We start from the raw sequence: 1,251 nt of genomic DNA, 5'->3' as shown, positions 1-1,251 counted from the left end.
TCCACCAGTAGCATTTGCAGTAAAAGTAATAGAAGAACCAGGTGCTGCAGGTGAAGGTCTATTTGCAGTTATAGAGTTTACAACAACAGGACTATTTAAGTCTTCTTTAGGAAGTGTATGTATAAAATTATCACTAAAAGTATAAGGAATATAATTACCATTATTATCTGATAACTTAACAGCAGTAGTGAAACCATTTTTACCTAGTAAATTATAATCATTTGTTGTTTTTAAAGGAATAGTCTTATTACCTATAAGTACTTTGGCACTTATAGTAGCGAGATCGCCACTTCCATTTATAGGTGGAGAATCCCCTTTTAAAGATATTGCAATACTAGCTTGTCCTTCTGAAGAGTTCTCTACAGTAGGTTCAGCATTTTTAAATAAGTTACCAATTGAGATATCTTCAATTTGAAGTATATTTGAATCGTAAATGAAATCTAAAGATCCGGCATAAATACCCGAAATGTTAGAAATGTTTACAAAAATTTTTACACTATTACCTTCTCGTGCATCCCCTGTTACTGAATAGCTAACATGTGGACTAGTTGCTGCAGATGTACTTATGCTGTAGGGAGATATTTGTAAAAATATAGTTATAACACATAAATAAGCAAAAAAAAATTTTGATTTAATAAGTTTTGTAATCAACTTAACTCCTCCTAAAATTATTTATTTAATACCATATCATTGTATACTTTTTTGTACAAAAAGTAAATTATAGTTAAGTCAATATTTTGCTAGGATTTTACTTGAATTCATATAAACATTTTTTGAAGTGAAGCTATATAAGGGGTGTGTCTAAAAGTTATTTTTTGATTATAACAGATTAAATAAGTACATCCACATTAGTAAAGTAATAACACTTAGCAGATATGTATATTTTTACTGGATAGATTTAAATAACTTATTAATAATGAAATTATATTTAAAGTAGTAAATATCAAATATTAGATTTTAAATATAATTTTATTATTAATGAAAAGATTAATTTAATAGGTTAGGTAAATATCCTAATAGTTAATAAAAAAAGAGATATAGTATTATAAAAAACTCCATTCCATATAAGTTTTATGGAATGGAGTTAAAGTATTATAATAATAAATTAATTTATTATTACATAATCCATAGTTTTAAAGCTATCAACCTCATTTTTAGAGTTAATATCCTTAGCGTAAACACTTATAACATAGTTTCCAGTAGTAGTAGGATTCCAAGTGAAAGAGTTAGAAGTAGAGTAATCCTTAACTG

2 protein-coding genes are annotated in these 1,251 nt (G+C 26.5%); both read right to left on the bottom strand.

Translation table 11 applies throughout. The annotated features are described in order from the left end of the window. A partial coding sequence (locus ACSYT2_RS18520) for a cohesin domain-containing protein (protein WP_438385417.1) occupies positions 1-651 on the bottom strand: 651 nt, incomplete at its 3' end. Positions 652-1,105: 454 nt separating this feature from the next. Beyond that, positions 1,106-1,251 (bottom strand): triple tyrosine motif-containing protein (locus ACSYT2_RS18515; RefSeq protein WP_438385419.1); only part of this gene is annotated, 146 nt, incomplete at its 5' end.

Origin of the sequence: Clostridium zhoujianii (assembly GCF_051590805.1) — a bacterium.
Lineage (GTDB): Bacteria > Bacillota > Clostridia > Clostridiales > Clostridiaceae > Clostridium.
Note: the sequence above shows the minus strand (reverse complement) of the source record. Positions and strands in the feature narration are given on the sequence as shown.